The following is a 26,233-nucleotide window of genomic DNA, read 5'->3' on the forward strand; positions in this document are numbered from 1 at the left end:
TTAACTGAGATCCGTCAATGTCCGGTCGTGAAGTAATTAGCCATCTGGCGCTGATTAAAAAACTGCGACGCTATATTTACCTCCGCTTTAAATATCACCCGAAACGCTGCGGACACGTTATCTGCGCCCCCTGCTTTACTCCTGAAAAATGCGCTTTAACGCCGTTAACAACCCGATGAGGAGAATATGAAATCAGTATATAAATCTAAATAATCGCATATCAGAGATTTAAGTTCCATGCAGAGCAGGGCGTAAGGTAACGTTACGTCATAATAGCAGAGCACTGACAGACAGGCTTAACAAAAGTATAAATAAATCCGGCTGCTTTTTATTCATTACGGCATCAGAAAATAATTACATCCTTTACATTTCAGATTCACGATTCCTTATTTTAACCCGTATTTACCGGTGTTTTCTCAGAGATTAGAGAGGGCGCCACCCTAAGCCAGGATGAGTTAATGGAGACTATTTCATGAAAAAAACATTATTATCACTATGCCTGACAGGTCTGCTTTGTGCGCCCGCCATTACGCTGGCACAGCAGCCAGAAACCTGCATTAAAGCCTCTGAACAGGATGTCGCCAGCCTGTTCGACAAGTGGAATGACACGCTGGCAACCGGCGATGCGACTAAAGTTTCGCAACTCTATGTCAGTGATGCGGTATTACTGCCCACCATCTCCAATCAGGTCAGACTCACCGATCAGGAACGGATTGATTACTTCAAAGACTTTCTGAAAAAAGGCCCGCGCGGTAAAATCAACTCCCGCACCATCAGAACCGGCTGTAATAAAGCGATTGATGCCGGCGTTTATACCTTTACATTTAAAGATAACACGCAGGTAACCGCGCGCTATACGTTTACTTACGTCTGGGATGGAAAAGGCTGGAAAATTTCGACCCATCACTCCTCGGCAATGCCGGAGTCTGCAAGCAAATAATCCCTGCACATCATTACCATAAAAATTAAAACCAGCCTCTGAAGCTGGTTTTAATTTTATATAAACCGACAGTTTCACTTCTGCAGTACCAGCCATATATGCATTTAAAATGCAAAGCTGTAATATGAATTAGCTTTGCGTATATTGTAATAACCACGCTATTTACTTCGTTCTGACCAGCTGCCTATTATCGCTTTCAACGTTAATTAATGTGATGCCCTCAATATCAGCCTGCCTGATTTGATGTCTCGCTCTTTTACCGGAAGCGCCATGAATCTTATTTCCGATCCACCCGAAACCTTTCAGGTGGCTGTCATAACCTGTCGAAAACAGGCCATTCAGGCCGCGCATGCGCTGGCTGAACAGGCGAAACCGGGTGCTGTTGCCCGGGATCAGCAGCGGCTCTATCCCCGTGAACTGATCAGCCAGTTTACCCGGCTCGGACTGGGCAGCATCAGCGTGCCACGCCGCTTTGGCGGTGGCGGGCTGGATTTCCAGACCGTGGCGGAGGTCTTCCGCATCATCTCGACCAGCGATCCCTCCCTGGGCCAGATCCCGCAGAACCACTTTGGCCTGATCCAGTTCATTCTTGGCGAAGGCGAACCGTCACAGCAGGAAAAATGGCTGCAGGCGGTGGTCAGTGGCAAGCGACTGGGCAACGGTGGCCCTGAAAAGAACAGCCGCCATACCCGCGACATCCAGGCCCGACTGGTGCGTGAGGGTCAGACATCGCGTCTGAGCGGGGAGAAATTCTACTCAACCGGCGCATTGTTCGCGGATATCCTGGTCACGACCGCACTGCAGGAGGACGACCAGCCGGCCATGGCTTTTATCCCGCTGCCGGCCGAAGGGGTGGAGATCTTGGATGACTGGTCAGGGATGGGTCAGCGTACCACCGCCAGCGGAACGGTAAGGCTTGATCGGGTCATCGTCGGGCCTGACGCAATCATTCCCCTGCCATCGTCAGACAAACCGACCCTGCGTGGTGCGGTGTCACAGCTGATTCAGGCAGCGATTGATGCCGGTATCGCGCAGGGCGCGCTGGACGATGCGCTGGAGTTTGTCCGCCATCACTCACGTTCCTGGGTGGATGCAGGCGTCGCTCGCAACGCTGATGACCCCTATATCCTGGCTGACATCGGGCGCATCAGTACCGAACTGAGTGCCGCGAATGCCCTGCTGCGACGGGCGGCCCGCGTGCTTGATTCGCTGGCCTCGCAGCCTCTGACGGCGGAAAACAGCGCCGCCGCCTCAATTGCCGTGGCGGAAGCCAAGGTGCTGACCACCGATATCGCGCTGCGTGCCAGCGAAAAGCTGCTGGAATGGGGTGGAAGCCGCGCGACGCTGCTGCAGCATGGACTCGACCGCCACTGGCGCAATGCCCGCACCCACACGCTGCATGACCCGGTGCGCTGGAAAACCCACGCCATTGGTAATTACTACCTCAATGCGATCTACCCTGCGCGCCATGCGTGGATTTAAGGAGAAAGAATGAGTCAGGTTCAGCCGAAACAGCCCGCCGACCGCATCCGCAGTGAGCAACAGGCGCTGGACGTGGCCGCGCAACTGGCGCAGGCGTTCCGTGCGGGTGCCGCCGAGCGGGATCGCGAACGTGAGCTGCCCTATGCCCCCTTGCAGAGACTGTTTCAGTCAGGCCTGGGGGCGATCACCGTGCCAAAGGCGTATGGCGGCATTGCGGTTTCAACCACCACGCTCGCCTCCGTTATCACCCTGCTCAGTGAGGCCGATGCGGCGATAGGGCAGGTTCCGCAGAATCACTTCTACGCGCTGGAAGTCCTGCGCCTCAACGGCAGCGAATCACAAAAGCAACGCTTTTATGGCGAGGTACTGGCTGGCGTCCATCTGGGAAATGCACTGGCGGAATTTGCCTCCCGCGCGGCGCATCAGCGCACCACACAGATCCGCGATAATGTCCTTAACGGCACTAAATTTTACGCCACCGGTGCGCTGTTTGCCGATCGTATTCCCACGGCGGCGCGCGACGAAGACGAGAAAGAGCAGCTGGTATTTGTGCCCCGACATCAGGCAGGCGTGACGGTTATTGATGACTGGAGTGGTTTCGGTCAGCGCACCACCGGCAGCGGCAGCGTCCTGTTTGAGAACGTCAGGGTGGAGGCAGACGATGTGGTGCCGTTTCAGACGGCATTTGAACGGCCAACTTCGCTGGGCCCTTTTGCGCAGATCCTGCATGCCGCGATCGATCAGGGCATTGCCCAGGCGGCGTTTCAGGACATGCTCGACTTTCTGCGTCAGCGTGCCCGGCCGTGGCCAGACAGCGGCGTGACCCGCGCCTGTGAGGACCCCTTAACACTCGATCGCACCGGGCGTCTGGCGGCACGGTTGCGGGCCGGCGAGGCGCTCATCGCGGAGGCGGGTGCAGCCATTGACGTTGCGCAACAACAGCCTGACGCTGATACGGTGGCGCAGGCTTCGATTGAGGTGGCGAAGGCGCGCGCCTGGACCACAGAGGTCGCACTGGAGGCCGCTAACCTGCTGTTTGAACTCGGCGGCACTCGGGCCAGTCTGCGTGAATATCATCTCGACCGCCACTGGCGCAATGCGCGGACTCACACCCTGCACGATCCGGTACGCTGGAAATATCCCGCGATAGGCAACTTCCTGCTCAATGGCGTACAGCCGCCGCGCCGGGGCACGCTATGAGTCAGAAACAGGTTCTGCTCAACGCCTTCAACATGAATTGTGTCGGGCATATTCATCACGGCATGTGGACACACCCTCAGGATCACTCCACCGAATTCAATAGCCTGAGTTACTGGACCGATCTGGCACGCCTGCTGGAGCGCGGGCTGTTCGACGGACTGTTTATTGCGGACATCCTGGGCGTCTATGACGTTTATCAGCAGGGTATCGGGCTGACGGCGAGCGAGTCGATTCAGCTGCCGGTCAACGATCCGCTGATGCTGGTTTCAGCCATGGCGGGCGTCACACAGCATCTCGGTTTTGCGGTGACCGCCAACCTCAGCTATGAAGCACCGTTTCCCTTTGCCCGTCGTTTCTCAACGCTCGACCATCTTACGCAGGGGCGGATTGGCTGGAACATCGTCACCGGCTACCTGGACAGTGCCGCACGGGCGATGGGTAACAAACAGCTGCTGGCGCATGACCAGCGTTACGCTCAGGCGGATGAGTTTCTCGACGTCAGCTATCAGCTCTGGGAAGGCAGCTGGCAGGATGATGCCCTCGTCGTCGACAGCCAGCGTCGTCTTTATGCAGATGCCAGCAAAATTCATCCCATCAGACATCAGGGGGAATTTTATCAGGTTGAGGGGTATCACCTCAGCAGTCCGTCACCCCAGCGCACGCCGCTGCTGTTTCAGGCCGGCACCTCTGCCCGGGGTATTCAGTTTGCGGCGCGTCATGCCGAGTGCACCTTCGTCAATGCCGCGACACCCGCGGCAATGCGTCAGCAGACGCAGCGGCTGCGTGAAGCGGCGACCGCAGCGGGCCGCCGTGCAGAGGACCTGCGTATTTTTATGGGAGTCGGTGTGATTGTGGCTCCGACCGAGCGGGAAGCGCAGGAGAAGCACCGCAGCTATCTCGAATATGCCAGCCCGGAGGCGGGTATCGCCCATTTTTCCAGCTCGATTGGCCTCGATCTGGCAGCTTTCGGTCCCGATGAGCCGATCATCAGCGGTGAAACACGCGCGATAGAGTCGGTCAGTCAGGCGTACAGCGGCTGGACTCGCCGTCGCCTGCTGGAGCAGCACGCCATGGGCAGTCGTTATCCCCTGATTATCGGCAATCCCGCGCAGGTTGCGGAGGCGCTGCTGCAGTGGATGGATGAGGGAGATATCGACGGCTTCAACCTGACCCGCATTCTTAACCCGCAAAGTTACCGTGATTTTATCGAGTTAGTCGTGCCGGAATTACAACAGCGCGGTCGCTACAAAACGGCTTATCAGCCCGGATCACTGCGCAACAAACTCTTTCAGCAGGATCGCCTGCCCGATCGCCACCCGGCGGCGCAGTGGCGTCATGCCACCGGCCGTCGTTGATCCGCTTAACCTCAAGGAATCATCATGACACGAACAAACAGATTACGCGCCACGCTGGGCGGCTTGCTGCTGACACTCTCTGCCGTCGCCGCTGCAGACTATTCCGGTCCGCTCAAAGTGGGCACGACCGCGGCCTTTGCTCCGCCGCTGGAGACGGCGGTGGCGGAAGCGAAAAAGCAGGGGCTGGCGGTTGAACTGGTTGAATTTACCGACTGGACTGCGCCCAACGTCAGCGTGGAGAATGGCGATATCGACGTTAACCTGTTCCAGCATAAGCCTTTTCTGGAGAACGCTAATCAGTCAGGAGGGTTCCATCTGGTCGCTTATGCGCCTGCTATCATCAACAATATCGGGCTTTACTCTAAAAAGCACAGCGCCATTGACCAGGTGCCGGAAGGGGGCATCGTCGCCATCGCCAACGATCCAATCAACGGCGCGCGTGGATTACTCCTGCTGCAGAAGGCGGGGCTGATTACCCTCAAGCCGGGCGCCGGACTGAAATCCACGGTCGATGATATCGTCAGCAATCCTAAGAAGCTGAAAATCATTGAGGTCGAAGCGGTACAGCTCTCACGGTCGCTGGAAGAGGTCGACCTGGCGCAGGGGTATCCGCACTATCTGCGTCTGGCGAAAACCATCGATCCGAATCACGCGCTGCTGTTCGACGGGCTGGAACATCCGGAATATGTGATTCAGTTTGTGATTCGGGAGGGGCACCAGGACGATCCGCGCCTGGCAAAATTTGTCGATATCTATCAGCATTCGCCGGTGGTACGCGCCAGCCTCGACAGCTTCTACGGCAGACTCTATCAGCCGGGCTGGAGTCAGTAACGATGGTCAGCCTGGTCATTCCTGACGCGACGGCGTTGCCCCATGCCGCCGCCGCAATCCGCACCCACGCTGCTGCTCACGTCAGGCTGGAAGCGGTCAGTAAACGCTATCCCGGTCAGACGGCCGATGCGCTGCATCACATCAATCTGGAGATCCAGCGCGGTGAGATTTTCGGCATCATCGGCCGCAGCGGCGCAGGTAAATCCACGCTTATCCGCTGCCTGAACCGCCTGGAAGATCCCACCGTTGGACGCATCGTCATCGACGGCACCGACATCAGTGCGCTGAGCGCGCGGCAGCTGGTCGAATGGCGGCGCAGCACGGGCATGATCTTTCAGCACTTCAATCTGCTCTCCGCCAAAACCGTCAGACAGAATATTGAGCTGCCGCTCAGGGTCGCTGGCGTGCCGGCGGCGGCGCGGGCGCGAAAGGTGGATGAACTGCTGGCGCTGGTCGGGCTGGAAGCGCGGCAACACGCCTGGCCTGCACAGCTCTCCGGGGGGCAGAAGCAGCGCGTCGGTATTGCCCGTGCGCTGGTGCACGACCCGGAACTGCTGCTGTGCGATGAAGCCACCTCAGCACTCGATCCCGAGACCACGCGTGCGATTCTGGCGCTGCTGAAAAAGATTAATCAGCAGCGTCATATCACCATTGTGCTGATCACCCACGAGATGGATGTGGTGCATGACCTTTGCCACAACGTGGCGGTCATCGATCAGGGAGAAATCATCGAACGCGGCCCGGTCTGGCAGGTCTACAGCGACCCGCAGCAGGAAACCACGCGTCAGCTGCTCAATCCCGGTCATCAGACGCTGCCCGAATCCGTTGCCGCCCGCCTGAGTGATCACCGGCTGCATCAGGATGCGCGGCTGTTACTGCGTTTGCGCTACACCGGACAGGGTGCCCGGCCCGACATCGGCGCGCTGGGCGCGCGGGTGCCGGGGGAAATCACGCTGATCCACAGCGCGATTGAGTGGGTGGAACAGAAACCGGTGGGGCAGCTGCTGGTGCTGCTGGATGCACAGCATGAGGCGCAATCCGTCACCGCTCAACTGGCGCACATTGCCGATCGACTGGAGGTAGTGGGTTATGTCACAGGCTATTGATCGTTTGTGGACCGCGTTACTGGACACCCTGCTGATGGTTGGCGTCTCCTCTGCGCTGGCTCTGGCGCTGGGGTTGCCGATGGCGGTGATTCTGGTGGTCAGCGGACGGGGCGATCTCTTTCCCAGTCCGGCACTCAATCGTGTGCTGGGCTGGATAGTGAATCTCTTCCGCTCCATACCCTTTCTGATTCTGATGGTGGCGTTAATCCCCTTTACCCGCTGGATCGTCGGGACGACCTACGGCGTCTGGGCGGCCGTCGTGCCGCTGACCCTGGCGGCAACCCCGTTCTTTGCCCGCATTGCGGAGGTCAGCCTGCGGGAAGTGGATAAAGGGCTGACCGAAGCGGCGCAGGCGATGGGTTTTCATCGCTGGCACATTATCTGGCATGTCCTGCTGCCGGAGGCGCGCCCTGGCATCGTCAGTGGTTTCACCATTACGCTGGTCACCATGATCAACGCCTCAGCCATGGCGGGTGCCATCGGTGCCGGGGGATTAGGGGATCTGGCCTATCGCTATGGCTACCAGCGCTTTGACATGCAGGTCATGGTGACGGTCATTGTGGTGCTGGTCACACTGGTCACGCTGCTTCAGTTATGCGGAGACCGGCTGTCGCGTCGTCTGAATCATCGCTGAGCGGGTAAGGCCGGGAACCCCCGGCCTTACCGTTCTCACGCGCCTTCGCCGTTGCCTATCTGCCAGATGAACGTCGGATCGCTGCCGTTCACTTCCCAGTCACCCACATTGCGGATTTTATAGATCACCGGATTGTGTGATGAAACCGTGCGGGCGTTGCGCCAGTGGCGGTCCAGCGCCTTGCTGACGCGGGTGTCCGACGCGCCAAGCGCATTAAACAGCTCCGTGGCGGCCCGCGTCACCAGCTCCGTGGCTACGGTCTGCGCTTTAGCAGATTCCACTTCTGCCAGCACGTTAGCCGCGTGAAGGGCAGCGTCATCCGCGCCGCTGAGCTGTAACTCAAACGCCCGCTGCAGTGAGTGGGTCGCGCGCTCAACGGCGGCTTCGGCGGCCCAGGCCCAGCTGCTGATCTGTCCCACCACCTGCAGCACCTGCACATCCTGCCTCACCTGAGGGGCGTTGCCGTGGCTGTAAATCCGCTTACGCTGCGCCACCCCCTGTGCCGCATCGCGCACCACCGCCCGGCCAATTCCCGCCAGCGTTGCGAGCAGGACATGCTGGTAAAAAGCGGTCTGATAGCGGAAGCGCTCGCTGAAATCATAAACGTGGGGCTGCTCAACCCCGGCCTGATGAAAGCGGGTGGTGCCACTGCCGGTCAGCCGCTGCCCGAAACCATCCCAGTCGTCATCGCGCTCCACCCCGGTCTGGTGCGTGTTCACCAGCGCAATCACATCACGGCCGTTGTCCGTCCGCTTTGCATAGACATCGATCCAGTCGGCATAGAGGGTTCCGGTGCTGTAAAACTTTTCACCGCTGATCACCCATCCCGCCGGCGCGGGGGAAACCTGGGTGATCACCTCACCCAGCTTCACCGCGCCGACCTCGCTCCAGCCGCTGCCCACCAGCTCACCGTCGACGAAACGCCGGAACCAGCGACGGCGTGCGTCGCTGTCAGGCTGGTTCAGGCGATCCTCGATAAAGGCAAAGTGCGCGCGCAGCGCCTGTGGCAGGTTCGAATCTGCCTCGGCCAGGTCAGTCAGTAACGAAAAGAGCTGGGGCAGCGAAACACCAAAGCCGCCGTCCTCTTTCGGGATTCGCAGTGTGCCGAACCGGGCCTCTTTCAGCCAGCGGATCGGCTCATGCAGCAGCGTGCGGCCGGTTTCCCGTGCCGCCGCCTCGCTGGCAATACGGTCAAAAAGCGGTCTGAAATGGTCACGCAGCGCGGCAAATTCAGTCGGGTTGAGTTCAGACATGATCGTCTCCTGTGGCGGGTTGTTCATCAATGTCCTGTCGGGTCGGTTCAAACCGGACGATCAACAGGAAAATAATCGGAATAAGGGCGGCGAGAGAGACAATCCAGAACATATTGGTGCCGTAGCGCGCCTGCAGAATGGGCAGAATAAACAGCGCCAGCGCACTGCCAATGCCGGAAAGCGAGCGGCTGAAGCCGACGCCGGTGGCCCGGATAGGCGTCGGGTAGGAGAGTGCCGGATAGATCATCAACTGCGCACCCGGCCCGAAACCTTCAGCAAACAGCCAGAGACCGAGCATCAGCACCGCCACCACCACGCCCGTCGTCGCCTGCGGATGACCAATCAGTGCCAGCGAGATCAGCGCGATAAACTGCAGCGCAAAGCCGGCAATCGCCACATGACGGGAGGGGAATTTCCACGCCATCCGCATGCCCAGCAGGCCGCCGGTAAAGGCAAACAGCGCATTCAGCCCCAGCGAGGCAGAGATAGTTTCGAAGACGCCCGCCCCCAGAAACTGCGCAAGGATCGACGGCAGGAAGAAGGCGATGGCGGTGTATTCAAAGGCGATACAGACGTTCATCACCCCACTGACCAGCGTGCGCTCGAGATAAGGCTTCTGAAACAGCACCCGGAAACTCACTTCCGGCGCCGCCTTCACGGTAACGCCTCTTTCGGGCTGCACTTCATGCGCCTCGATGCCGTAAGAGTCGCGCAGGATGCGCACCGCACCACGCAGATCGCCCTGATTAGCCGCCCAGAGGGGAGACTCGTTCATAAATCTGCTGCGCACCGCGATAATCAGCAGGGCCGGTACGGCACCAAACAGCAGCGAGGCGCGCCATAACCAGTCGATGTGTTCAGCAGGCAGCAGAAAATAGAGCGCAAAAATAATGAAGAAACAGGCGGATGAGGCGGCATACCACATCGGGCACCAGGCCGCGAGGCGCGACGCTTTATTGCCTTTGCCGGAGAATTTAGAAAACTCCGCCAGATAAGCCATAGCCACCGGCAGATCGATCCCCACGCCGATCCCCATCAGAAAGCGCGCTCCAATCAGCACCCAGACGTTGGGTGCCAGACCCGCAGCGATGGCCGAGACGACAAAGAAGAGCATATCCGCCATAAATACGGAGTAGCGGCCATATTTATCGGTCAGCCAGCCGCCGATCAGATTGCCCACGATAGTGCCGATCATGATGGAGGAGGTCACCAGCCCGGTGAGCACCGGCGTCAGGCTGAACTCCCTGACGACATCATCAATGCCGTAAGAGAGCGTCGTCAGGTCGTAGGCATCAAGAAACACACCGCCCAGCGCCAGAAACACGATCCAGCGGGCGTAGCTGTTTTTCTCACTTTTACTGTTGATAAGCCGGGCCACGTCGCTCACCGAACGCACCGGCGTGGAGTGGGGCGGCGGGATGGTCAGGGTGTCGTCAATATTCAGTGTACTCATCGTATCCTCGTTATTGTATTCAGCAGGTAACGAGGCTTTTATAGGTATTCCCGGCGCAGTAAACAACCAACAAATATGGATAAGGATTATAATAAATTCAATAAGTTAATGATTTTTTTACTGGCATGCGAAAGGCCGGATGAAGGGGTTATTTCATCCGGCAGCGTTCAGGTAAATCCGTTGTCAGGCGGCTGTGCGAACAGCCTGATGCTAAACCGCCAGGTTGAGCGTCCGCTGCGCTGAATCAGAACGCCGGCGATAGCCAGCCCCGGGATGCGGCAACGCCAGCCGTGGCCCCTGTCCGAACAGCTTTTCACGCAGCGTTCCCGGCTGATAATCCTGTTTATAGACACCCCGTTTTTGCAGCTCCGGCACCAGCAGCTCCACTACGTCGGTAAAGGTTTCATGCGTTACGGCGTAGGCGAGGTTAAAACCATCCACATCGGTTTCCTCCACCCAGCTCTGCAGCTCATCCGCCACGGTTTCGGCACTGCCCACCAGCAGTGGCCCGAATCCCCCGATCCCGACCCAGTCTGCCAGGCCCTGGACCGTCCACTGGCGGTTCGGATCGGCGGTGGAGAAGGTCTCTACCGCAGACTGAATCGCATTGGTGTGCAGATGCTTCAGCACCTGATCCGGCTGATACTGGCCGAAATCGATACCGGTCCAGCCGGAGATCAGCGCCAGCGCGCCTTCGTAACTGACATAGCTTTTGTACTCCTGCCATCTGGCCTGCGCTGCCAGGTCAGTTTCACCCACAATCACCGTCTGCAGATTGAAGATCAGTATGTCGCGTGGATCGCGTCCCGCCGCGGCGGCTCGCTGGCGAATATCCGCCACGGTTTTTTTCAGCAGCACTTTCGAGGGCGCCGCCACGAACACGCACTCGGCATGTTCCGCCGCAAACGCCTTGCCGCGGCTGGAGGCTCCCGCCTGGTAAAGTACCGGCGTGCGCTGCGGTGACGGTTCGCAGAGATGAATGCCCGGCACCTGAAAGAAGGTGCCCTGATGGTTAATCGGATGGATTTTGTCGGGATCGCTGAAAATATGGCGTTCGCGATCGCGCACGATTGCGTCATCTTCCCAGCTTCCCTCAAGCAGTTTGTAGATCACCTGAAGATATTCATCGGCATAGTCATAGCGCGCGTCATGATCGGTCTGCGTCTGCTGGCCGATATTGCGCGCGCCGCTCTCCAGATAGGAGGTCACAATGTTCCAGCCAATGCGGCCTTTGGTCAGGTGATCGAGCGTGGAAATGCGCCGTGCAAACGGGTAGGGGTGTTCAAACGAGAGCGAGGCGGTGAGGCCAAACCCCAGATGCTCCGTCACCAGCGCCATCGGCGTGATTAATGCCAGCGGATCGTTGACCGGCACCTGGGTGGCCTGGCGAATGGCCGCCTGGTTATTGCCGTTGAGCACATCATAGACGCCCAGCACGTCCGCAATAAACAGCCCGTCAAACTTACCGCGCTCCAGCAGGCGCGCCAGGTCGGTCCAGTACTCCAGATCTTTATACTGCCAGGAGCGGTCGCGGGGATGCGCCCACAGGCCGGGAGATTGATGACCGACACAGTTCATATCGAAAGCGTTAAGACGAATTTCACGTTGCGATGACATAGCGACTCCTGAGCGGATGCGGCAATCGCTTGCCGCCCGCGTATAGATTGAGGTTTTTTCAGGGCTGAATCAGTGCGTCAGGGAGCCGGGACATCGCTCACTGAGGGAGGAGGGCGTGATGCTCAGCAGCCTGTGCGCCACCCATTCCGCATGCTCTGCCACCTGTGGCAGTCCCATCAGCTCGCCAAAACGTCCGCGTGCGGCAGGCCCGGCGACATAGAGATGCGGGTTGGGTTCGCCCCTGGCATCCAGCGTCTGCGACAGCGCATTGACGCTGATGCCCAGCGACAGCGCGTCGGGCTGAATCACGCCGTCGCGGTGTAGCTGGCGCAGCAGATCATTGCTGTTGAGCAGCGCGTTATGCGCCGGGCCGGTCGTCACAATCACCCGATCCACTAGCCGGCTCTCCTGATGCGCGCCCCGCAGCCGCAGCGTCAGCCGGAGCGCATCTCCCGCCGGTTCGGCGGCGATCAGACGCGCCGCCTGCAGCGAAAGCTGCCCGCTGGCCTGCAGCTGAGTCAGCACCTGGCTGACCTGCGGGGCGATGCGGTAGCGGTGAACGTCCCACCAGGGACGAAGATGCTGCAGAAAGCGTTGCTGTTCATGCAGCGGCAGGCTCTGCCAGATACGCTGCCCGTTGCGGCGGATATCATCCAGCACGAGCTGCCAGGGCAGGTTCAGCGCCGCGGCCTGTTTAACCTCCTGACGCACCCGATGTAACCAGCCTCGCGCGCTGGCGGGCTGCGGCAGGCGGTAATCCAGCCTGTACTCTTCTTCGCTGCCGCTCAGGTTGGCGCGCGGCACCAGCCCGCGACGCGAGAAAACGGTTATCCCGCCGCGATGCCGCTGGCGGTGCAGCGAGGCGACGACATCAGACATGGTCAGCCCTGAGCCGATGATCGCCACCCGCTCGTCTGGCGCAATCCGTGCCAGCGCATCACCCTGCCAGGGATTAGCGATGACGGCGGGGTGCGCCTGCAGCGGCTTCAGCAGCGCAGGCAGTTCAGGCGGCGGATGACTGATCGCCAGCACCACCTGATCGGCCCGGATGCGCTGACCGGAAGCCGTAGTGACGATGCCATCCTGCAGGGAAACCGCGCTGTCCCGTAAATGGCGAAGCGTCACGGGCGAGTGCTGCTGCTGATAAATAAACTGCGCGTTGACCCAGCGGCCAAACTCACCGCGCTGCGGGTAAACATTGCCGTCATGCCACAGCGCGTCTGGATCGTCGCGGAAGTGCGGCGAGGCGCGGTAGTCACGGTCAAACGCGCCGGCTTCATCCCCGGCCAGCTGCATTCTGGCAGCCGGCACATTGATACGATGCGCCGGATCGGGCGTGCCATACGCCACGCCCTGCGCCAGCTGCGCCCGCGGTTCGATCACCGTCACGCTCAACCCCGCCTCGCCCAGCCGGGCGAGATGGATCGCCAGTGCGGTGCCGGTGAATCCCCCGCCGATGATGACAATCTGCTGTTGTGACATAAACGAGCCTTTTCTTCTGTTAACTGGCGCTGGAGTGCTTTTCCGGGCGACGGTCGCCGCCAATGGTTTCTCCAAAGGGCCCGGTATTCACGCTGCGCTGTTTCTTTTCAGCATTTGCCGCCAGCGGTAGCAGCGGCATTACCAGATCGGCAAAGCGGTGCGCCTCTTCAAGGTGCGGATAGCCGGAGAAGATAAAGTTCTCAATGCCCAGCGCCTGATATTCACGAATACGATCGGCAACCTGCTGCGGATTGCCCACCAGCGCGGTGCCGGCGCCGCCGCGCACCAGTCCCACGCCCGCCCAGAGATTAGGCCCGATGCGCAGACTCTCCCGCGACCCCTGATGCAGCGCACTCATCCGCGCCTGACCGGCTGAATCCATCCGGGCGAAAATCTTCTGCGCTGCAGCGATCGTTTCGTCATCCAGATGCGAGATCAGCCGATCGGCGGCGGCCCAGGCCTCCTCTTCCGTTTCCCGTACAATGACATGTAACCGGATGCCATAGGAGAGCGTGCGGCCCTGTTCCTGCGCCCGCTGACGCACCACCGCCAGCTTCTCTGCCACCTGTTCGACCGGTTCTCCCCAGGTCAGATAGGTATCGATCTGGCTGGCGGCAACGTCGATAGCCGCCTCGGAGGAACCGCCAAAATAGAGCGGCGGGCCGTTCTCCTGCACCGGGGGAAAGAGGATCTCCGCGCCTTCTACGCGAATGTGCTCTCCTGCGAAGTCGACCTTCTCGCCTTTCAGCAGGCGGGAGTAGACGTCGAGAAACTCTCTGGTCACCTGATAGCGTTCGGCGTGACTGAGGAAGATGCCATCACCCTTGTTCTCCACCGGGTCGCCGCCGGTGACCACGTTAATCAGCAGACGCCCGCCCGAGAGGCGATCCAGCGTCGCTGCCATGCGTGCCGCCAGGCTCGGCGGTTGCAGGCCGGGGCGCACGGCCACCAGATAGCGCAGGTTTTTGGTGATCGGGGCCAGCGCCGAGGCGACCAGCCATGAATCTTCGCAGCTCTTGCCGGTCGGGATTAACACACCGTAGTAGCCCAGATTGTCTGCCGCCAGCGCCACCTGCTGTAAATAGGGTAAATCGACCGCCCGGCCTCCTTCGGTTGTCCCCAGATAGCGCCCGTCACCGTGGGTGGGCAGAAACCAGAAGAGATTCAGGTTTTCCTGTGTCGCGTGGCTCATTAGCAGATTCCTTTATAACGATATTTGAATTTAATACATAGGGATAATTCCTTTGGTTATATAGCCATTAGCAGATAGCGTGCCAGAGTAAGCTGCTATTTTTATCCCGTTAATTCAGTGAGATAGGCATTTACCATTTCGACTGGCGCTGCTGCATTTGCAACAGCCAGGGTGGCAGGCTGTCGCGTCGGCAACAATCCGGCACCTCTGGCCTCTCGTTTATGCGGCGGACGCGCGGTATGGTCATCACTCTTCTGGTAACCCGGTAAAACGAGATGCAGATTTCCAGCCCTGAGTTGATTGACCCCGCATCGCGCGCGTTTAAAAGCGTGCTGGATCAGCTCGCCCCCACCGATGCGACCGTACTGATTATTGGCGAAACCGGCACCGGTAAAGAGGTGATGGCGCGCTATCTGCATCACCACAGCGCGCGCAGCCGGCAGCCGTTCCTGGCGGTTAACTGTGGCGCGCTGACCGAAAGTCTGGCGGAGTCAGAACTGTTTGGACATGAGAAAGGGGCGTTTACCGGCGCACAGGAGCGGCATCGCGGCTGGTTTGAAGCGGCAGAAGGCGGCACGCTGCTGCTGGATGAAGTCGGCGAACTGAGTCTGTCGCTACAGATAAAGCTGCTGCGCGTGCTGCAGGAGCGTGAGATCACCCGCGTCGGATCGTCACGGGCGGTAAAGGTCAATGTGCGGGTGATTGCGGCGACGAACCGTGATCTGGCCGCAGCGATTCGTGAACGGCGATTCCGGGAAGATCTTTACTACCGGCTGAATGTGGCCAGCGTGACGCTGCCTCCGCTGCGCCAGCGCAGCGAGGATATCCCGGTGCTGGCCACGCACTTTCTGCAGCTCTATGCGCGTCGCCTGGGCCGTCCTCAGCTCCGCCTCAGCGAGGATGCGCTGGCGACGCTGATGGCCTACAGCTGGCCGGGCAACATCCGCGAACTGGAGAACACGCTGCACAACGCCGTGCTGCTCAGCAAAAGCTCCGTGGTGACGCCGCAGCAGCTGCGGCTGAGTCCGCTGGCGGAAAACGATCTGCCGCCTGGCGAAGAGGCGCTGGATCAGTTCCTGCGTCAGCAGATGCAGCAGAGCGAAACGCCACTCTATCCCCGCGTGATTGCCGCGCTGGTAAAAAATGCGCTGGAACTGACCCAGGGCAATCAGCTTCAGGCTGCCGCTCTGCTCGGCATCAGCCGTCATACGCTGCGAACCCAGCTGGGACACCTCGGCGTGATTAAACCGCGCCGCACCGCCCTGCGTCAGCGCCAGATCCCTTCCTGCCAGGCTCCGGAGCGTGAGCGGGAACTGCGCATCGGTTATCAGAAGTTCGGCAACCTCGGCATTCTGAAAGCGCGTCAGTCGCTGGAACAGCAGCTGGCGGATCGTGGCGTCAGCGTATTATGGAGCGAGTTTCCGGCGGGTCCGCAGCTTCTGCATGCGCTGAGTAATAAGGAGATCGATTTCGGCACCACCGGCGAAGTGCCGCCGCTGTTTGCCCAGGCCAGCAACAGCCCGATGATTTATGTCGCCTGGGAGCCAGCGGCGCCGCAGAGTGTCGCGCTGCTGGTGCCGGACAGCAGCCCGATTCAGCAGATAAGCGATCTCAGAGGGAAGCGTATCGCCGTCAACCGCGGCTCCAACGTTCACTATCTGCTGCTGCAGATTCTGGATGAGGCGGGGTTAGCCCTGGATGATGTGCGTATCGTCTACGCGCCGCCCCGATATCCCTTAACGCCCAGCGATCTCAATGCGGTGGATGCCTGGATGATGTGGGATCCCCTGCTCAGCGATGCCGAGAACAGCGGGCAGTTCAGGGTGATTGCTGACGGCACCGGGCGGGTCAACAACCATCAGTTCTATCTCGCCGAACGCGGATTTGCCGCCCATTCGGGCGATCTGCTGCAGGTTCTGCTTGGCGCGCTGGAGCAGACGGGACGTTACATTGATGCGCACCGCGCGGAAGCGGCCGGACTGCTCTCTACCGAACTCGGCATCTCTACTTCCTCTCTGATGCATGCCCTGGCCCGGTGCAGTCATCAGACCCAGCGCATGAATTTAGCCATCATCCGCGAACAGCAGACCATCGCAGACCGCTTCTATGCGCTGGGGCTGTTTAGTCGCGCTATCCGGGTTCGCGAGTCAGTCTGGCATCCATAGCGTTTTTTCAGCTAAGCATCGAACTTTTCCTCGCTAAGCGCGGCAACCCGCGTTTGATATGTTGCGCTGACTACAACAGACTCAGGAATGAGAAATGAAAAAAGTATTACTCAGCGCACTCATTATTGCCGCTCAGGCGGGCTTAGCATTCAGCACCCAGGCAGCAGAGAAGCCCGAAACGATCAATATCGGTTTCCAGAAGGCCAATATCTTCGCGCTGCTGAAATATCGCGGCACGCTGGATCAGGAATTTAAAAAGCAGGGGATCGCGGTTCACTGGATTGAGTTTCCGGCCGGGCCGCAGATGCTCGAGGGGCTGAACATCGGCAGCATCGACCTCGCGGCGACCGGCGACGCGCCGCCCACCTTTGCGCAGGCCGCCCAGGCCGATCTGGTCTATCTGGCACATTCGCCCGCCAACCCGAAAACCGAGGCGATTGTGGTTCCGGCCGACTCGCCGATCAAAAGCGTTGCGGATCTGAAGGGGAAGCGCGTCGCGCTGAACAAAGGCTCTGACGTGAACTATCTGCTGGTCACCGCGCTGGAGCAGGCGGGGCTGAGCTACAAAGACATTACGCCGGTTTATCTGCCTCCTGCCGATGCGCGTGCCGCTTTCCAGCGCGGCGCGGTGGACGCCTGGGTCATCTGGGATCCTTACTATGCGGAAGTGGAAACCAATGCTCACGCGCGGCTGATCAAAAATGCAGAAGGACTGGTGCCCCATTACACCTTCTACCTCGCCAGTCGTAAGTTTGCGGAAGGGTACCCGCAGATCGCCAGCAGGGTCGTGGATGAACTCGGCACGCTCAGCAGCTGGGCCAATCAGCATCAGGAAGAGGCAGCCAGAATCATGTCCACCTCAACCGGGCTACCCCAGCCTGTCTGGCAGCGCGCGCTGGCGAGAATGCCGTTTGGCGCAGAGCGGATGACGCCAGAGGTCTTCACCCAGCAGCAGGCGCTGGCGGATACCTTTACCCGGATTGGTCTGCTGCCGGTGAAGGTCGATATCCGCAGCGCCACCTGGTCGCAGGATAAAAAGTAGGGGAGAGCCGGGCGGGGTTTCGGGGCAATCTCCGCCACCGGCTTCAGAGCAAAAATTAACCTGCCGTAAGGCAAGCGGCAGCAGGACGCAAAGGCGTTGATAAGGAGAGAAACAGGAGGGTTTTAGCGAAGCGGTGCTTACATTTCATAGGGTTACATAATATTAATATCCTCAGACTGCGTCATGCGCTGTTCTACACTTAGACATTCAATCACGTCATTTGATTGAAAAAGCAGCATCACGAAGAGGGTGGCGACCGCAAACATTCACGCAGCCGAAGCCTTCATAACTGATCATGCACGTGAGGAGAACACCATGAAAGCAGTTGTCTATAACGGACCATTTGACGTTTCAGTCAAAGAGGTGCCGGATCCCAGAATCGTTCGTCCTACCGATGTCATTGTCCGTATTACCACCACCAATATCTGCGGTTCCGACCTGCATATGTACGAAGGGCGCACCAGCTTCGAACAGGGTCGCATCTTTGGCCATGAAAACCTGGGCCAGGTCATTGAAATCGGCGGCGCGGTTGAGCGGGTCAAAGTCGGCGATTATGTCTGCCTGCCCTTTAACGTTGGCTGCGGATTCTGTGAAAATTGCGAGAAAGGGTTAACCGGTTACTGTCTGACAGCAAACCCGGGTACGGCCGGTGCCGCCTATGGCTTTGCTGAAATGGGCGAATGGGATGGCGGACAGGCGGAGTTACTGCGCGTTCCCTATGCTGACTTTAACTGCCTGGTGCTGCCGCCTGATGCGGTAGAAAAAGAGGAAGACTACGTTCTACTGTCCGACATCTTCCCCACCGGCTGGCATGCCACTGAACTGGCAGGATTACGCCCCGGAGAGAGTGTTGCCATTTACGGTGCCGGACCGGTCGGCCTGATGGCTGCACACTCGGCCCTGATCAAGGGCGCCTCGCAGGTGTTTGTGGTGGATACCCATCCGGACAGACTGGCGCTGGCCGAGCAGATGGGCGCAGTGGCCATCAACGGCGTGGGTGATGAGGCCGTCAATAAAATCCTCGAATTAACCGATGGGCGCGGCACGGATTGCGGTTGCGAGTGCGTGGGCTATCAGTGCTGCAATAAACATGGCCACGAGGACAACTCTGCCACGCTGAACAGCCTGGTCGCCTCAACCAAGGCCACAGGCGGCATCGGTGCGGTAGGCGTTTTTGTTCCGCAGGACCCCGGCGGAGCGACCGATCTGGCCAAAGAGGGTAAAGTGCCTTTCGATTTTGGTAATTTCTGGTTCAAGGGTCAGTCGATCAAGACCGGCCAGTGTAATGTCAAAGCGTATAACCGCCAGCTCGCCAGGCTTATCCATCAGGGCAGAGCCAATCCGGCGCAGATCATCTCGCACCGACTCGCGCTGGCAGACGCAGCCGAAGGCTATAAGCATTTTGATGATCGTGATAATGGCTGGACGAAAGTCATTCTGAAACCCTGACAGGTCGTTCAGAAGAAACAAGACACATTCAGGCGGTGGGAAGAGGGAGAACGCAAACTGCCTGTCTGTGGCTGGGGATGTTCAGTGCAATCATATCCTGGGATATGAGAGAAGAGGAAAACAGCACGGCGGGCAATGAGATCAGGGATCCATAGCGATCATCGCCCCTTAATTTAACATAAATTACATTATGCGAATCAATATAACGGTACGTGAAAACTATGACAGAAGCCCCGAACCGCTCGCGATGAAGATATAAGCAACAAAGTTGGAGTTGAGATGGAATGGTAGTGAAAAAATTATACCGGCGGCAGCGGGCATCGTTAACTCAAAATACAAAAGCTGTCCGGATATGACGGTTCAGGATCAGGTAAGCCAGCGGGCGTAGTATTTTTACATTATTAATAACGCCTCATAAATTAAAATTATAAATAATAATCATCATTCATTACTGATATTAAAATGGCAGATATCCACATCAGTCGCATAAAACAACACCATCTTTAATTCCATAAACTTTAACCACATCCTCAATCAAATTGGTTATTGATTTCTTCACGAGCAGCATGGCGTGTCGCATTCGCTACGGTTCCGCGATCTACCAGTTTCCCCTGTAACAACAGATTATAAATGGGTGAATGTGGGCGATTAAGGCGGTTCTGAATAAGCTGAATCGCTTCGTAACCTAACTCACGGCAAGGAACGGCAAAGCCGGTAACAGGCATCTCCGGTGAGCCTTCCAGCCGACTCGCCAGGTCAGTGGTCATTATCGAAATATCTTCGGGCACCCGGAGACCTCGTGCCAGCAGCACATTCTGAACTCCAGTGACAATGCCCTTCCCACCCGGCAGAATCACATCCGGCCACTGGTCCCGTGGGTGATCATCCAGCCAGCGATTCAAGGCAGTCTCCGTGTCTCGTGACGAGTAAGCTTCAATCACAATCAAGTCATGCTGTGCATTAAACGGCATATGAAAGTGGCGATAAGCTTGCTTGATCCCCTCCAGACGCAAAAATAGCGTTTCGCGTCGCAGGCAGGTCACGGTTAACACGCGTCGATGCCCCTGTTCAAACAGATATTGCATTGCGGCAAAACCAATTGCCCGATGATCCGGTGATACTGCGTCCAGCATCATGTCTTTATCACGCGAGTTGATCAGCACGCAGGGTTTACCCAGTGACGAGGCCAGATTGAAAATAGCTTGATCGTCGGTGCCAATAATGATGATCGCGCTTATATTTTTCGCCCCTGCTTTTTCCAGAAACAGTTTCACATTGGCCCGTTGCTCTTCCAGAGGACAATAACTGATATGGACATCGTGAGATGCACAGGCCGCAGCAATACCACGGGTAACTTCGAGGTAGAAGTGATCTCCGCGCGGAGTGAATGTGCGTCCCGGAGCAAAGACGACGATGTCATTAATCAGAAGGCGGCCACTTACCATGTCCTGCAATACGCCGAGTCGACGCGCGCAATTAACAATCGCTTCACGTGCTTTATCGCTGGTATAGGATTTGCCGCTCAACACGCGTGAAACTGTACTTACTGAGTAACCGGTCAGGGTTGAAATTTCATCCATCCGAAGCTTGCCAGCCATAATGTGATCTCTATCCCAATCAGTTTTTGCAAATTTTTGCAAACGTAATGCTATGACATTACAACTATTTTACATCGGGTTCCCAAGTATTCGCCCTGCTCTGCGAACATTCTCACAAAAAGAGTTTGCTCCTTTCACTGCCCTTTTTTTATGTTCGCCCCAGGCATCTTAATAACGGTAACAGGTGGAGAATCCCGATGTTAAAAGTTGCGATAGTCGGCATGGGTAATATTACCCATTCACATATCCAGGCGTTTTTACAATTTCCTGAGCGAGGCAAAATTGTCGCAGTTGCCGATGTCTATCCGGAAAAAGCGCGCGAAAAAATACAGCGTTATGGTTTGCATGATGTTCGTGTTTATAGCGATCTCGGGGAGATGCTGGCCGGGGGTGATGATATTGATGTGGTGGATGTCTGCACTCCGCCTTATGTGCACGCAGAAAACACCATTACAGCATTGCAGGCAGGTAAGCACGTGCTGTGCGAAAAACCGATGGCCGCCTCGCTTGAGGAGTGCGATGCAATGATCGCGGCTCAAAAAGCGAGCGGGAAAATATTGTCGGTAGTGGCCCAGAATCGCTTTACCGACGCCTTCTGGCGTCTGAAAGCCGCCGTTGACTCCGGGCTGGCTGGCAAAATTTGCCATGCGCAGGTGGATTCGTTTTGGTGGCGTGGCCACTCCTACTATGACTTGTGGTGGCGCGGTACGTGGGAGAAAGAAGGCGGCGGCTGCACCCTTAACCATGCGGTACACCATATCGATGCCATGCAATGGATACTGGGTGCGCCGACTGAAGTCGTCGCCATGATCAGCAACGTGTCACACGATAACGCGGAAGTCGAAGATCTCAGCGCCGCCATATTCCGCTATCCCAATGGTGCCCTGGCACAGCTGACAGCCTCCGTAGTCCATCACGGCGAAGAACAGAAGATCGTGTTGCAGGGGGAAAAAGCGCGTCTCTCAGCACCGTGGAAAGTCGTCGCTATGCAGGCGGCGGAAAATGGTTTCCCGGAAAAAGAGAACAACTTATCACTTGAAAGCGAGCTTGAACGTTTTCAGGCGGATATGCAGCCACTCGCCTGGACTCTGCACGCCGGACAGGTTGATGACTTCTTCTCCGCCATCGAGCATCAGCGCACACCGTTGGTTGACGGCGAGCAGGGTAAACGCTCACTGGAACTGATCACCGCGATCTATAAATCCGCCATCGTCAGAAGCACGGTCTCACTGCCGATTGCACGTGATGACACCTTCTACCGTACCGGAGGATTAATCGCCAGCGCCCCACACTTCTATGAAAAACAGTGTTCGGTAGAAAACTTTGCCGACGTCGATGATATCCCTCTGGGTAAAAACTTTGCGTGAGAAAATAACCATGAACAAACAGGATGGCATGAACTACGCACCGAAAGGTAAACCACTGCCGGTGGTACAGCCTGGCGAATTTGTTATAGCGGCAACCGGCCTTGATCATGGCCACATTTACGCCATGTGCAATGGCTTAACGGAGGCCGGCGCGACGCTGAAGTGGGTCTATGATATCGATCCGGCCAGAGTGGATAAGTTTGTACAGCAATTCCCTCAGGTTAAGGTGGCAGACTCACTGGAGACTCTTCTGACTGACCCGCAGGTTCAACTGATTGCCGCAGCGGCAATTCCGTCACAACGCTGTGCGTTAGGCCTGAAAGTGATGGCTGCGGGTAAGGATTATTTCACCGACAAAGCGCCTCTCACCACTCTCGAACAGCTCGAAGATGCTAAAGCAATGTGCGCCCAAACCGGACGTAAATATGCGGTTTACTACAGTGAACGCTTGCACGTGGAAAGCGCAGTATTTGCCGGGCAGTTAGTAGAAAAAGGGAGCATTGGGCGGGTAGTGCAAACCCTCGGTACCGGCCCGCATCGGGAAGGTATCGGTCGCCCCGAATGGTTCTATCAGCGCCGCTATTTTGGCGGCATTCTGTGTGATATCGGCAGCCACCAGATTGAACAGTTCCTCTATTACACCGGCAACAGTGATGCCACTGTTGTTGCCAGTCAGGTGAGAAATTTCCATCATCCGCAGCATCCACAATTTGAAGACTTCGGTGATGCCATGCTGGCTGGCGAAAATGGCGCTACAGGCTATTTTCGCTGTGACTGGTTCACACCTGATGGCTTATCCACATGGGGTGATGGACGCATGACACTCCTCGGTACTGATGGTTATATCGAAATCCGTAAATACACCGATTTAACGCGTGGTGAGCAGGATGTGGTCTATCTGGTTAATAAAGAGGGAGAGTTCCGCTATACCGTTTCTGGCGAAGTCGGTTACCCCTTTTTCGGCCAGTTAATTAAAGATTGTATCAATCGTACCGAACATGCCATGACGCAGGCGCATGCGTTTAAAGCCGCTGAACTTTGCGTCAAAGCGCAGATGTTAGCTAACGCGTCATAACGCATCTATTTAATACGTTGAGTTCCAATTCTGTTGATAACAATAGCGGCAGGGCATTGCACCTTGCCGTTAATACAACCCCTACCAGAACAGGAATCGGATCGATGGTTAAACCTACAGAACGTCGCGTGGGCTATGGCGTAGCCATTGGCTATGGCTTAACAGATTTATTTGGCGGCGGTGCTTTTGCCGTTATCGGCACCTGGCTGCTGTTCTTCTATACCACCTACTGCGGATTATCCGTATTTGAAGCGGGATCGATATTTGCCATCGCCCGCGTGATCGACGCAATATTAAGCCCGATTATGGGGTACATTACGGATAATTTTGGTAATACCCGGCTGGGGCGTAAATTTGGCCGCCGCCGTTTCTTTCTGCTTATCTCCTCGCCTTTAATGTTGTTGTACGGTGCATTGTGGGTAACGGATATGGGCTACTGGTATTACCTGGGTACCTATCTCACCATCGAATTACTGTCGGCAATGGTGCTGGTACCGTGGGAAACACTGTCGTCAGAAATGACTAATCGCTTTAGCGAACGCACACGTCTCTCAGGTGTCCGCCTGATGTTCTCGGCGCTTGGTAGTTTCCTGGCAGTTTCCGTGCCAGGTCTAATCATGCAATACACCGGCAAAGATAACGCCATCACCTATACCCTGACCGGGGTAATCTTCTCGGTAATCTATTGCATCTCGGTATTTATTACCTGGCTGACAACCTGGGAAGCGAAAGATATTCAACCTGAGCAGGATATTGCACAGCATCCCGCGCGAAAAGGTGGTTTCACGGCACATTTTAAATACCTTTTTCTGGACCTGGCCTCTTCATTCCGGATTAAAGCTTTCCGTCAGCATCTGTTGATTTACCTGTTTTCCTTTACCGCGATCGACGCGTTTGTGGCGGTATTTACCTACTTTGTCATTTATGGTCTGAAACAGGATGCATCCCTGGCGTCGTTGCTACTGAGCAATATGATGTTTATGTCCATTCCGGGCACGTTTATTTTTATGATGTTACTCGGCCGTTTCAATATGACGCCGTCTAATGCCTTACGTATCGCTTACCTGGGTATTATGGCTGTATTTATTTTTCTGTATGCCATTTATCAATGGCAATGGCAGGTGCCTACGCTGGCCTTTAGCGCGGTATTTCTGTTCCTGGGGATTATGCGTGCTGGCCTCATTTATATTCCGTGGAATATTTACAGCTTCATTCCCGATATTGATGAAATGGTGACCTGTAAACGGCGCGAAGGGATCTTTGCCGGCGTCATGGTATTAACGCGAAAAAGCTCGGTAGCGGTCGCCATATTTATGATTGGTGTGGTGCTGCAGGAGAGTGGTTTTGTAAAAGGCAACGGTTCACAACCGGAGAGTGCCGTGCAGGCGATCGTTGGATTGATGGTGTTTGTCACTGCTGGTCTTCTGGCCGTTAGTTTCTGGCTGACTTTCAGGTTCAAACTAACCCAGCGCAGCCACAAGTTATTAGTTAAAGAGGTGGCTCGCCGTAAACTCGGCGGCACGCCGGCGCAGTGCGATGAAGCAACCCGGGCCGTGATTAAAGAACTCACCGGTTATGCCTATGACGAAGTCTGGGGAACAACGCGCACGAAAACCAGCAGCGATACGGCGATTAGTCGCGAATTGAAATCGAAGCTTTAACCACACTACAGCGGAGCCATCAAACCGGGACTTACTGATGAGCCAATTTATGATTATCACAGCCATTTGAATCCACGAGAAATGGCTGAAGATCCCCGGTTTGCCAATCTGAGCGAGATAGGGCTGGGAACTTTCAGACGGCGGGCATCGCGGGTAAGGTCCAGTTTGGCTCGGCCTGGTGGTTCAACGATCAACAGTACGGGGTGCTGCGACAGCCGGAACGGGTTGCACAGACAGGACTTCTGAGCCAGTTTATCGGTATGTTGACCGGTTCACGCAGTGTCCGCGTCATGAATACTTGCGGCGTATTCTGTGTAACCTGCTCGGTCAGTGGGTCATAAATGGCATATTACCGGATGATGAGAAGCGGCCCGGAAGCATGGTGCAGGATATCTGCTTTAACAACGCAGGACGTTATTTTACGCAGTAATCGTGACCAATCTGCAGGACCGCGTTGCATTATAGCCCGGCAGTTGCACTATGGCACAATTCGCTTTAAGCGGTTTCACAGCCTGAATTACACCCTCACGCAGCCCCCGTTCTTGAGCAATCCTTCCCGGTGTCCTACCTTCAATCAGCGCCCTTAACGCCTCTCATCAAGCCAACCGGAGTCAAGATGACTAACAATTTCAACCCCCATTCCTGCAGTGACACCCTCTTTTTCGATGTCAATGAGACCCTGCTGGACACGACTGAACTGAATCAGGTGGTCGCACAGCGACTCGGTGACCAGCCGGAACGTGCCGAAGCCTGGTTTACCTCGGTGGTGCACCACTCTCTGGTCGAATCCGTGACCGGCAGCTGGCATAGCTTTGGTGATATCGCCGAAGCGGTGCTGAAGATGACCGCTTCGCGTTACGGTGTAACCCTGCCTGAAGAAGCAACGCCACTGGCTGACATTATCGCCGCAATGCCGCCGCATCCTGATGTCGCCGCAGGGCTGACTGCCCTGCAGCAGCAGGGTTTTACGCTGGTTGCGCTGACCAACTCCTCTGCCGCGCTGGCTGAACAACAACTCAGTTCAGCCGGGCTGGCACCGCTATTCGCCCGCATTCTCAGCGTGGAGCAGGTTAAGGTTTATAAGCCCGATCTGAGAGTTTATCAGTGGGCAATGAAAGAGATGGGCAAGCCTGCCGCAGAGTGCATGATGGTGGCGGCGCATGGCTGGGATGTCGGTGGCGCAAAACGGGCAGGGATGAAGACCGCATTTATCACCCGCAAAGGCCAGTCACCTTATCCACTGGCGCCTGCACCGGATTTGATCGTCAGCGATACAGGTGCGCTGGCCGCACAGCTTAAACGGCTCTGCTTAACGCAATGACCGGCAGATC

The 26,233-nt window shown here is 56.9% G+C and carries 20 protein-coding genes and 1 pseudogene; 15 read left to right on the plus strand and 6 right to left on the minus strand.

Features of this window, described 5'->3' with window-relative positions; genetic code table 11:
* Positions 1-472 precede the first annotated feature (472 nt).
* The 7 genes from HFD97_RS18200 (at position 473) to HFD97_RS18230 (ending at position 7,548) form a co-directional block, all read left to right on the plus strand.
* On the plus strand, positions 473-940 hold the full coding sequence (locus tag HFD97_RS18200) for an SgcJ/EcaC family oxidoreductase (protein WP_167432306.1): 468 nt from the start codon (positions 473-475) through the stop codon (positions 938-940).
* Positions 941-1,210: 270 nt separating this feature from the next.
* Positions 1,211-2,422 carry an SfnB family sulfur acquisition oxidoreductase gene (locus HFD97_RS18205; RefSeq protein ID WP_167432305.1) on the plus strand — a complete coding sequence of 404 codons (1,212 nt, stop codon included), beginning with the start codon at positions 1,211-1,213 and terminating at the stop codon, positions 2,420-2,422.
* Positions 2,423-2,431: 9 nt separating this feature from the next.
* Positions 2,432-3,622 (plus strand): SfnB family sulfur acquisition oxidoreductase, encoded by a 1,191-nt coding sequence (locus tag HFD97_RS18210; RefSeq protein ID WP_167432304.1) that lies wholly within the window; start codon positions 2,432-2,434, stop codon positions 3,620-3,622.
* Positions 3,619-4,977, plus strand: coding sequence for an LLM class flavin-dependent oxidoreductase (locus HFD97_RS18215; protein WP_167432303.1), 1,359 nt, complete (start codon positions 3,619-3,621; stop codon positions 4,975-4,977). The genes HFD97_RS18210 and HFD97_RS18215 overlap by 4 nt, the downstream gene beginning before the upstream one ends.
* Before the next feature lie 24 nt (positions 4,978-5,001).
* Positions 5,002-5,808: a MetQ/NlpA family ABC transporter substrate-binding protein gene (locus tag HFD97_RS18220; protein WP_167432302.1), complete on the plus strand. Its 807-nt coding sequence runs from the start codon at positions 5,002-5,004 to the stop codon at positions 5,806-5,808.
* A 2-nt stretch (positions 5,809-5,810) separates the two neighbouring features.
* Positions 5,811-6,914 (plus strand): methionine ABC transporter ATP-binding protein, encoded by a 1,104-nt coding sequence (locus HFD97_RS18225; protein ID WP_167432301.1) that lies wholly within the window; start codon positions 5,811-5,813, stop codon positions 6,912-6,914.
* Positions 6,898-7,548 (plus strand): methionine ABC transporter permease, encoded by a 651-nt coding sequence (locus HFD97_RS18230; protein ID WP_167432300.1) that lies wholly within the window; start codon positions 6,898-6,900, stop codon positions 7,546-7,548. The genes HFD97_RS18225 and HFD97_RS18230 overlap by 17 nt, the downstream gene beginning before the upstream one ends.
* A 35-nt stretch (positions 7,549-7,583) precedes the next feature.
* Here HFD97_RS18230 and HFD97_RS18235 read toward each other — a convergent pair whose 3' ends face one another.
* The 5 genes from HFD97_RS18235 to ssuD all read right to left on the minus strand — a co-directional run bounded on the left by HFD97_RS18235 (position 7,584) and on the right by ssuD (position 14,545).
* Entirely contained in the window at positions 7,584-8,801 is a 1,218-nt protein-coding gene (locus HFD97_RS18235; RefSeq protein WP_167432299.1) for a monooxygenase, read from the minus strand.
* A complete protein-coding gene (locus HFD97_RS18240; RefSeq protein WP_167432298.1) occupies positions 8,794-10,254 on the minus strand; it encodes an MFS transporter in 1,461 nt (486 codons plus the stop codon). The genes HFD97_RS18235 and HFD97_RS18240 overlap by 8 nt, the downstream gene beginning before the upstream one ends.
* A 210-nt stretch (positions 10,255-10,464) precedes the next feature.
* Positions 10,465-11,871, minus strand: coding sequence for an LLM class flavin-dependent oxidoreductase (locus HFD97_RS18245; protein WP_167432297.1), 1,407 nt, complete (start codon positions 11,869-11,871; stop codon positions 10,465-10,467).
* 69 nt (positions 11,872-11,940) lie between these two features.
* Positions 11,941-13,353: an FAD/NAD(P)-binding protein gene (locus HFD97_RS18250; RefSeq protein WP_167432296.1), complete on the minus strand. Its 1,413-nt coding sequence runs from the start codon at positions 13,351-13,353 to the stop codon at positions 11,941-11,943.
* A gap of 19 nt (positions 13,354-13,372) precedes the next feature.
* On the minus strand, positions 13,373-14,545 hold the full coding sequence (gene ssuD, locus HFD97_RS18255; protein ID WP_009093153.1) for an FMNH2-dependent alkanesulfonate monooxygenase: 1,173 nt from the start codon (positions 14,543-14,545) through the stop codon (positions 13,373-13,375).
* 275 nt (positions 14,546-14,820) lie between these two features.
* Between ssuD and HFD97_RS18260 the strand changes: the two genes are divergently transcribed.
* The 3 genes from HFD97_RS18260 to HFD97_RS18270 all read left to right on the plus strand — a co-directional run bounded on the left by HFD97_RS18260 (position 14,821) and on the right by HFD97_RS18270 (position 19,201).
* Positions 14,821-16,710: a sigma-54-dependent Fis family transcriptional regulator gene (locus tag HFD97_RS18260; protein ID WP_167432295.1), complete on the plus strand. Its 1,890-nt coding sequence runs from the start codon at positions 14,821-14,823 to the stop codon at positions 16,708-16,710.
* Between the two features lie 94 nt (positions 16,711-16,804).
* Complete coding sequence (locus HFD97_RS18265) at positions 16,805-17,752, plus strand: sulfonate ABC transporter substrate-binding protein (protein ID WP_150030299.1); 948 nt, start codon at positions 16,805-16,807, stop codon at positions 17,750-17,752.
* Between the two features lie 315 nt (positions 17,753-18,067).
* Positions 18,068-19,201 (plus strand): glutathione-independent formaldehyde dehydrogenase, encoded by a 1,134-nt coding sequence (locus tag HFD97_RS18270; protein WP_009093156.1) that lies wholly within the window; start codon positions 18,068-18,070, stop codon positions 19,199-19,201.
* A gap of 530 nt (positions 19,202-19,731) precedes the next feature.
* Here HFD97_RS18270 and HFD97_RS18275 read toward each other — a convergent pair.
* A complete protein-coding gene (locus HFD97_RS18275; protein ID WP_167432294.1) occupies positions 19,732-20,799 on the minus strand; it encodes a LacI family DNA-binding transcriptional regulator in 1,068 nt (355 codons plus the stop codon).
* A gap of 197 nt (positions 20,800-20,996) precedes the next feature.
* On the opposite strand from HFD97_RS18275, the gene HFD97_RS18280 reads away from it, so the two are divergent.
* The 5 genes and pseudogenes from HFD97_RS18280 to HFD97_RS18305 all read left to right on the plus strand — a co-directional run bounded on the left by HFD97_RS18280 (position 20,997) and on the right by HFD97_RS18305 (position 26,223).
* Positions 20,997-22,166, plus strand: a complete 1,170-nt coding sequence (locus HFD97_RS18280; RefSeq protein WP_167432293.1) for a Gfo/Idh/MocA family protein — start codon at positions 20,997-20,999, stop codon at positions 22,164-22,166.
* Positions 22,167-22,176: 10 nt separating this feature from the next.
* Positions 22,177-23,241, plus strand: coding sequence for a Gfo/Idh/MocA family protein (locus HFD97_RS18285; protein ID WP_009093161.1), 1,065 nt, complete (start codon positions 22,177-22,179; stop codon positions 23,239-23,241).
* Between the two features lie 104 nt (positions 23,242-23,345).
* Positions 23,346-24,902, plus strand: a complete 1,557-nt coding sequence (locus HFD97_RS18290; RefSeq protein ID WP_167432292.1) for an MFS transporter — start codon at positions 23,346-23,348, stop codon at positions 24,900-24,902.
* A gap of 125 nt (positions 24,903-25,027) precedes the next feature.
* A pseudogene (locus tag HFD97_RS18300) lies at positions 25,028-25,332 on the plus strand (glucuronate isomerase); the annotation flags it as partial.
* 186 nt (positions 25,333-25,518) lie between these two features.
* Positions 25,519-26,223, plus strand: a complete 705-nt coding sequence (locus HFD97_RS18305; protein ID WP_167432291.1) for a haloacid dehalogenase type II — start codon at positions 25,519-25,521, stop codon at positions 26,221-26,223.
* Positions 26,224-26,233 lie beyond the last annotated feature (10 nt).

Source organism: Pantoea sp. EKM103V, from assembly GCF_011800365.1.
GTDB lineage: Bacteria > Pseudomonadota > Gammaproteobacteria > Enterobacterales > Enterobacteriaceae > Pantoea > Pantoea anthophila.